Source organism: Acinetobacter sp. UBA991 (assembly GCF_002292065.1).
GTDB lineage: Bacteria > Pseudomonadota > Gammaproteobacteria > Pseudomonadales > Moraxellaceae > Acinetobacter > Acinetobacter higginsii.
This window is the reverse complement of the sequence record NZ_DBBF01000042.1, coordinates 202,606-210,523: the sequence shown is the minus strand read 5'-3', so window position 1 is coordinate 210,523 and position 7,918 is coordinate 202,606. Positions and strand designations below refer to the sequence as shown.

Here is a 7,918-nt window from a genome sequence, read left to right as displayed (position 1 = left end):
CTTTAACTTCCTAAGCCCCATAATTAAATAAGGGGCTTAGGAAGTTAAGCATATTAAAAAGTATGGTAACTTCCTTAGGCTTTATTGCATAAATATTTTGAAAGTTACTGGTTTTTAATGTTTTTGTTGAATTTCAATAAAAATAAACATAATAAAATTATAGTGTTAGGTATTTGTGCAACAAAGCCATGTAGAGCATTAAATTGAAATGATGTCTATGAATCACACAACTAGAGGGATTTAAACCATATCAGGTTGTATTAGGGATTTGAAAATAATAGACTTCTTGCGTTAGTCAAATTTTAAGCAGCCAAAAGCTATATTTTATGAGGTTTGAGCCAATTCAAAAAATAGATAAAACTATACTTTCGCAAGAGGTCTAATATTCGCCATTATGTTAAAATAGCAATTTAATGATAACTATTCAACTTATAGTTCATTACAAATAATCTGATTAATCTCAATAAAATCAATCCATTCAATTTGATCTGATAGATAGGCTTTATAGTAATCTTCAATACGACAAACAATGGGTCTATTTTCATAGATGCTACATAAATTAGTTTGCTCATTCAAATAACGACATACTGAATCACCTCTATCTAAAAATTGCGTCTGAATACTTAGATTAACCTTGCGGCAACACTTGCCGCAAGCTTTACAAGGAAACTTTATCTCTTGCTGTTTACTCATTTGATCAAGATAACTCTTGTTGAAGATTTAATAGCTGGTCTAAAATTTTACGATTAACTTGATCTTGAGCTCCAAACTCTAAACTGATTTGCTTAACATCATTAATTATTTGATTAAAAAAATCATCGATAACAGAATTGATTGCGATAGCTAAACTACTCGCAAACTGATCCGAAATTTGTAGTGCCGAATCTTCAATTTGCTCATCTCTACGTTCTCTTGCCTTTTGTTCAATTTCCTGATGACGTTTAAGTTGTTCTGTCTCGGGGTCATCACTGAATATATCATGCAAAGCTAACCCTAGCGTCAGTGCCGCCCCTGCAATAGGTACCGCCTTGCCAACTATTTGCCCAGCCCATTTTTCGATAGTTTTTTGCCCTATACCTTTCATCAAATTAGGTAAATACTGCTTCACCAAATTAAGTCCAGCAACGACATGCTCTGTCTTAATATTTTTACTCATCGATGCTGCAAATTGTCCTAATTGTTCTTTACTAATGTTAATCCCTTGATCATTCTCAGAGGCAGTATGTAGATAAGTTTCTTGACTAAATGTATCAACTTGCACCTTCTTAAGATCATTAGGCAATCCATCTAGACAAAACGCAGGTATATTTGCTTGTAACTGCTCAATCTCATTCTGAATCTTTATGCTAGATGAGGTTAAACAATCATTTAATTCAGTTTCAATTAATTTAGATTTATCTAGTATCCAGTTTTCAATATTATTTTCTATATTTTCTACTTCATTATAAATCCATGATTTTATATTTACATATAATTCTTTTTTATTTCCATCAATACGTTTTATAAAAACTTGTCGAGTATCTAATTTATCTTTAAATAAACTAGCAACAAGCTGATCATATTGCTTCACAATCTCATCTTTAGATTGCGCTTCAATTCGCTTGATGTTTTCTGTTAAAAATAAATTTAAATTATTCTCTAGTCGAGTATAAATATCTTCTTGAGAAATTCCTTCAATGAATTTATCTAATTGTTTCTCAAATTCAAAATACCCACTCATCTCTACCAATTTTTCTTTATCTTTTAATTTTCCCATCAATGCCATTTGAGCATTGATTTTAATAATTGGAATATCTTTCAAAATATTTTTTAAATGGCGTTCATCGGCTAATTCTTGTAGTCTTGCACGTGTTTGGTTTTTAAGTTGAATAAAATCTGTTTCGTTAAGTTGATTTTTTTCATTAAATACCAGAAAAACCTTTTTTCTATTTTCGAAGAGATCCATTAAAGTCGCTAAGGTTTTGGCTTCTTCCACAACACCTAAAGGATTCACCACAAAAATTACCGCATCGGCCTTTTCTAGTTGCTCTTTCGTCACATTTTCATGTTCTTTCGGCGCATCAATTCCTGGGGTATCCAAAATCATATAATTTCGACATGGATATTCCGTGACTTTGTCGGTTAATGGAATATCGCCCGTGGCTGCGACTTCTTTCCCAACTAAGGCATTAATCAACGTGCTTTTTCCTGCATTATAAACCCCATACACCATAATATTGGCATCGGGTTTATTTCTCTTATCCTCAAACATATTTTGAACTGTAGCAAAACTTTGTTGCATATAAGTATGCTCAGCCACCAACACTTTGCTCTGTTCATACGTTGCAAACAATTGCTTAATTTGAATATTCATTTTGGTGTTCATTATCCATTCAATTTAGTTTCGGTTTCTAAAAACATGCTATTTAATTGCTTTTGAAAACTATTTATTTCATTTTTTAATTGTGTTACTAAATGCTCAGCACTATTTAATGCCATTTCCAGTAAGGTTTTCTGAAATTCAGTCATTTGTACTTGAATTGAATTTTGTAATCGTTCAGAAAACTGCTTTTGAATGTGTATTAAATTATCTCCAACATTTAAAGTAATCTCACGATAATTTACACTGGCATCATCACCTGTCTTCCCCCCCAACCAGCCTCCGAGAGTAGAACCAATACTTGCGCCTGTCGCAACACCCGCAGGTCCTCCTAATATTCCAATCGCCCCACCAAGTATTCCACCACCTAAAGCTCCAAGACCACCATTACGTCTACGTGTCCCAGAAGTTACACTATCTGCAACCTGTTCCGTACGTTGCTCAATTTTAAATTCCGGTAAATCCAATAAAGCATTATGCTGTATAACATTCGTTAACTGACTTCCGAATTCACTCATCACTTGTTGTAAAATCGTTTGTTGCGACGTAATCATGGCTTCATTTTGCTGCTGTGCCAAAGTATCTGCTATTTTCTTAATCGCCTGCTTCATTTGTATCGGATCATCACGATATGGAGTCAAACTTTCAAATTCAGCATCCACCTTTTGGCTCAACTGTTGCTGAATCAAACGTTTGTGTTCGTTAATTTGAATTGGAATACTTTTTTGTATTCTTTCAATTGGCTGCTGAAAATCCACAATAAGTTGCGCATAGTTTTCCAAATCACTCATAAAATCAGTTAGAAAGTTTTTAAAATTCAACATTGGGGTTCGATGTTTCAATTTCACACCATCTTCTCTCGCAATTTTCCCGAGCGCCGCAAACAACTGTCCCATGCCGCTATCAGCAAAATTATCAACCTGACCTTCGTTCTCTTGTGCATAACGTGCAGAGAAAGATAAAATTTCAATATTATTCGTTTTTCCTGCCAACTCTGGAATTTTTTCCAATGCTGAACGAACATATTTTTGTTGATCTAAACGACGTTGTCGATCTTTCATAACGATAGTAGAAATCATTTCATCTTTCTCATCATCCCAATCATGTGCAACATCATCACTTCCAGTTAAAAGTAAGATAATCTTCTTATCTGCACGATAAAGGTTTAGAATTTCATTTAAATCACTTTCTCGCCCAGGTGAATCCGATTTCATTGTGTATAAAATTAAATCAGCATGTTCCACATAATCTTTTGCCAAATCACCATTTTCTTGATTAATAGAATGCAACCCAGGTGAGTCAATCCACGTTAATCCATCAAGACTAAAGCCCTGAATCGAGCTGGTTGCTTCAGTTGCTCCTACCCGAAATTCTTTTTTTATTTCAGCTTCTTTGGCAACATCACCACCTTTTACTTCTGTTTTTTGACCTGAAAAATAAACAGGCTGTAACTCTTTTTGAATTTCACTTTTTTGTTGCTCTGTTGGATCAGTATGCCCCCAAGCCATATAATTACCCAAAGAACTTTTACCCGACTTTACTTTGCCATACACAAAAACCAATAAAGAATCATTAAAACCTGCTCGAAAATGCACCCCTGTATCTTGTGTGGTTATTTTCTTTTGCCAATTTTGATTAGTTTCTTCGAGAATACTCCTAAATTTTCCAATTTGTTGAAATAATGGATTATTTTTAGAAATATTATGCTCAGATGCTTTTAAATAACTTGCCATATTTTGCTGAAATTGATGGCAGTAGCTTTTAAAAACTTGATCTTGTTCTTGGGAAAAATTAAATTTTTGTTGCAACTCTTTAAAAATATTTAAGAGTTCTGGGCGAGAAATTGACAAAATCGCTGATTCCATAAAATAATCCAAACTTAATTTAAGTCAAAAAATGTGCAATTCCTTTTACTAAGGAATTACACATAAAAATTTAAGATAATGCTTTAATTACTGATGTTAATTGGTTCAATTCATCTTGAAGTAAATCTATCTGTTTCAGCGTACTTTTCATTTGTTCAGTAGGTTTAACATTAATTCCATAAATTTGCTCAAACAAAGAAATATCTTTCATAAACTGATATTTTGCAGTTTTTACAGAACTCGATTCCAGTTGTGAAAAATTAGAACCATTACTCGACAAGGTTAGATTATTGATCTTCGTTCCATGCACTGTCACCAAATTGGGTAATGAGGCAATAATCTCTTGATATGTCCGTTGGACACCGTGATCGAACTCTTGTTTAATCGATATTTTTCTTTCATTACGCTCACGTTCTTGACGTTCACGTTCAGCGGCTCGGCGACGGCGATCTTCATCATCATTATTGTTGTTTGACGGCTTATCATCTTCTGATAATGCCGCAACTACCGCAGCCCCTGCAGCAACCACTGCTGCTCCTATTAACCAAGGTAATGGCATGATTATTCTCCTAAATATTTTTGTACTGTTGAGCTTTTGTCTCAACAAATTGTTTTAAACTTTTTAAACTTCTTTGAAATGAGACAAAACCATCCATTAATAATGATCGTTGTGCCTGATGTTCCGCTTCAATCTTAGTTTTTTGTTCAGTCAATTTTTTTAACAGTAGTGCCTTCTCTTGATTTAATCGCTCTTGACGAACGACTTGCGTATTCGAGACGATACTATTAATGCATTGCTTTAAATCTTCAATATGACTATGACGAACTAAACCATCTTTATGCTTTTGTATTCCTTGTTGATAAAGTTTATTTGAAATTTGAAAGCACTGTGGTTGAAAACCTAAATATTGCTCACATTGCTCTAATACTCTTTTTTGAATTTGATCAACCTTAGATCGATCTTCCTTATCCACTTTACTCAAGATCAGAATAATATTTTTCTCTGCATATTGACCAAAAGACGTACGAACATCTTTTAAAAATTCAACCTCATTCGCTTCTAATTCACCCTGAAGCTGATGTACAAAAAGTACAATATCTGCCTTTTTAATACCTTTTAGTGCCTCTAAATTATCTGCTGTATTTGCATCTAATCCTGGTGTATCTAAGTAAATATATTGATCCCCTTCATAAGCACTGACTTCTGTGGTCTCACGAAAATCATTGGTTTTAAAAAATTCTTGTTCAATATGTTGAGTCAACATATTTAATAATGAACTTTTACCGGCATTCATCAATCCCCAAGTCACAATCACAGGCTTTTCACTTCGCAAAGATTGATTGAGAAAATCTTGACTATATTTCCTTAAATCTTGGCTTTCTTTTAATAAATATGAAGCTGACATTTTATCTCCTAATACACTACTTATTTAAACCAACTTTTAGGGTGGATTACCCAATTTAATAATGTGAGTTCTCCCACGACTTGCATGATGGTTCCACATTTTTTACATCTTGAAAAACCTAAAATCACATCACTTTTAGGTGTAAAAAATCTTTTTTTACATTGAGAGCATTGCACGCTCATTGGCTTAGGCTTCCACATAATTATTTTATTCCTTACCGCTCTAAATATTCTTTCAATCCCACTTCTAACTCATTTTGTAAATGCGCTGGACTAATAATCGCCACATTTGGAATCCAAAATCGTATTAACGGTAACAACTGCATGTCATGATTAATTTTAGAAGAAACCAGCAATCCACCATCATGTAACTCTTTGACAATTTGCTGCTCGGGCAGTATCGGACGTTGCTTAAAATAAAAAGAAACCTGACTATCAATAGACAAAATTATTTCCTGCTTGTCCTGACCAAACCAAATGCTGTCATCATCTTCCAAAAGTTTTACAATATTTGTATCAGGGACAAACTGAGGGTACTCATGTGAAGAGTCCATAAGCCGAATATGGGAAATCCGGTAAGTACGCAATTGGTCTTTTCGTACTGCGGCCAAATACCAACTGCCATGATGATGGATTAGACGATAAGGCTGAACCAGCCTAGATTCCCCTTTATATACAAAACCAATTTGCCTATGTTCTTGAATCGCTTTTCCCACAATCTTAAATAACTCTTTAAACTGACTTGCATCTTCAAAAGAGTAACCTTTAGCACAATAAATCTGTTGTGCTCGACTATCTAAAAGTTCACGCAGAAAAGACATGTCCAATGATGGGTACAAATGACTAATTCCTGAGAGCTGAGCAAAATTACGTATATCTTCCAGAGCAATTTTTCCCAAATAATTTGGCTCCAAGTAATATCTTTTATTTTCAGCATCCTGCAGCAACGGCAAATAAGTATTGAGACGATCAAAATCTCTCGAAATCGTACGAGTACTTACCCCAAACTCTCCAGCGAGTTCTTTTATACTTAATTGATATCCCATATTTAATTTCGTTAAAATATTGGCCAATCTGTCAGCTAAACGCTCATGAATAGAATCATTACGTTGCATGAATTATCTCTAATTATTTAAAAGTGATATCAAAGTTACATTTAATTTATATTGTAAATATATCACATTAAAAATACAAAAAGTTACACCAATTCACAGAAAAATAAGTCCTGTTTTTCTTTAAATAGAGTTTAGTCGATCTAAATAACGCTCCAAATGCAACATGGCTAGATAGTACTTTTTCAAATCAAATTTATTTATTTTTCCAAAAAGAAAGGCTCTGAAAATACGCTTTAATGCCTTCATCTTATGCTTATTGGTAAATATATTAGGACTAATTTTCATGTAAATCTCCTTTCAAATAGCTTTTCAAGTTTGATTAATTAATGCGACGAATCAATTGAAAGATAAAGCATGAAAATGACAGGAGGTGTCATAAGTTTAAAATATTTTTTAAACATCCACTTTTAGTGTTGAAATTATTAGACCTCTTGCGAAAGTATAGTTTTATCTAATTTTTGAATTGGCTAAAACCTCATAAAATATAGCTTTTGGCTGCTTAAAATTTGACTAACGCAAGAAGTCTATTATTAATCATAGGTGGTGGAAGTTGAAATCAATGTTAACTTCATCTTTATTTTGATAAAAATAAAGATGTTTAACCCATTTTTCACCCAAGTAAATTTCAGGAACTAAAGATTACTACTGTAATCTTTAGTTAGGACACAATTTATAAAACTATCTCAATTCAAGTTGCTTTTTATGCCACTCCACAATTTCCTGGTAATCAAAATAAATAGCAGCTAGACGGGCTGTTCCTGATTTTAAAGTAAGCATCCGCTGAACCCAACTTTTCTTATCTGCTCAACATCCCGATAGTGTCCACTTAAATTTAAGTGGACACCTATTTATGGATTTAAAGACAGTTATAGACAGCACGCCAACGCTAAAAAAGCCCCGTCGAACCTTCACAGCTGAATTTAAACATCCACTTATTCAGCAATGTCAGCAGCCAGACACATCGGTGGCTAAGGTAGCAATGCAACATCAGGTCAATGCGAATCTGTTGCATAAATGGATTCGTCAATCAAGATCAATGGTCTCATCATTAATAACCCCATCCAGTCTGTTAGCGGCAGTGTAAAAATGCCCCCCTAATAGCATTTAAAAACTGCCCCCCCTTGGTTAATATGGCTGTCATTTTGGTGAACCCTACCGGGTTTGTCGGAGACTT

At 33.9% G+C, this 7,918-nt stretch carries 8 protein-coding genes; 1 reads left to right on the top strand and 7 read right to left on the bottom strand.

Going from position 1 to position 7,918, the window contains the following annotated elements; genetic code table 11:
• Positions 1 to 429 precede the first annotated feature (429 nt).
• From B2727_RS18220 to B2727_RS18190, 7 genes are all read right to left on the bottom strand, one after another.
• On the bottom strand, positions 430 to 693 hold the full coding sequence (locus tag B2727_RS18220) for a YkgJ family cysteine cluster protein (protein WP_221260367.1): 264 nt from the start codon (positions 691 to 693) through the stop codon (positions 430 to 432).
• A 4-nt stretch (positions 694 to 697) separates the two neighbouring features.
• Positions 698 to 2,353, bottom strand: coding sequence for a GTPase (locus B2727_RS18215; RefSeq protein WP_241345455.1), 1,656 nt, complete (start codon positions 2,351 to 2,353; stop codon positions 698 to 700).
• A gap of 11 nt (positions 2,354 to 2,364) precedes the next feature.
• Positions 2,365 to 4,224: a dynamin family protein gene (locus tag B2727_RS18210; RefSeq protein ID WP_241345456.1), complete on the bottom strand. Its 1,860-nt coding sequence runs from the start codon at positions 4,222 to 4,224 to the stop codon at positions 2,365 to 2,367.
• Between the two features lie 70 nt (positions 4,225 to 4,294).
• The gene (locus B2727_RS18205; protein ID WP_241345457.1) at positions 4,295 to 4,783 is read right to left on the bottom strand and encodes a hypothetical protein; all 489 of its coding nucleotides are present in this window, start codon (positions 4,781 to 4,783) and stop codon (positions 4,295 to 4,297) included.
• A 10-nt stretch (positions 4,784 to 4,793) separates the two neighbouring features.
• Complete coding sequence (locus B2727_RS18200; RefSeq protein WP_221260371.1) at positions 4,794 to 5,630, bottom strand: GTPase; 837 nt, start codon at positions 5,628 to 5,630, stop codon at positions 4,794 to 4,796.
• 214 nt (positions 5,631 to 5,844) lie between these two features.
• A complete protein-coding gene (locus B2727_RS18195) occupies positions 5,845 to 6,744 on the bottom strand; it encodes a helix-turn-helix transcriptional regulator (protein ID WP_241345458.1) in 900 nt (299 codons plus the stop codon).
• A gap of 120 nt (positions 6,745 to 6,864) precedes the next feature.
• Complete coding sequence (locus B2727_RS18190; protein WP_171071759.1) at positions 6,865 to 7,029, bottom strand: hypothetical protein; 165 nt, start codon at positions 7,027 to 7,029, stop codon at positions 6,865 to 6,867.
• 565 nt (positions 7,030 to 7,594) lie between these two features.
• Here B2727_RS18190 and B2727_RS18185 point away from each other — a divergent pair.
• Positions 7,595 to 7,828 (top strand): transposase, encoded by a 234-nt coding sequence (locus B2727_RS18185; protein ID WP_004962485.1) that lies wholly within the window; start codon positions 7,595 to 7,597, stop codon positions 7,826 to 7,828.
• Positions 7,829 to 7,918: the final 90 nt, after the last annotated feature.

Coding starts and splice junctions, on each gene's coding strand:
- B2727_RS18185 (WP_004962485.1), top strand. CDS start 7,595: ATGGATTTAAAGACAGTTATAGACAGCACGCCAACGCTAAAAAAGCCC.
- B2727_RS18200 (WP_221260371.1), bottom strand. CDS start 5,630: ATGTCAGCTTCATATTTATTAAAAGAAAGCCAAGATTTAAGGAAATAT.
- B2727_RS18195 (WP_241345458.1), bottom strand. CDS start 6,744: ATGCAACGTAATGATTCTATTCATGAGCGTTTAGCTGACAGATTGGCC.
- B2727_RS18210 (WP_241345456.1), bottom strand. CDS start 4,224: ATGGAATCAGCGATTTTGTCAATTTCTCGCCCAGAACTCTTAAATATT.
- B2727_RS18205 (WP_241345457.1), bottom strand. CDS start 4,783: ATGCCATTACCTTGGTTAATAGGAGCAGCAGTGGTTGCTGCAGGGGCT.
- B2727_RS18220 (WP_221260367.1), bottom strand. CDS start 693: ATGAGTAAACAGCAAGAGATAAAGTTTCCTTGTAAAGCTTGCGGCAAG.
- B2727_RS18190 (WP_171071759.1), bottom strand. CDS start 7,029: ATGAAAATTAGTCCTAATATATTTACCAATAAGCATAAGATGAAGGCA.
- B2727_RS18215 (WP_241345455.1), bottom strand. CDS start 2,353: ATGAATATTCAAATTAAGCAATTGTTTGCAACGTATGAACAGAGCAAA.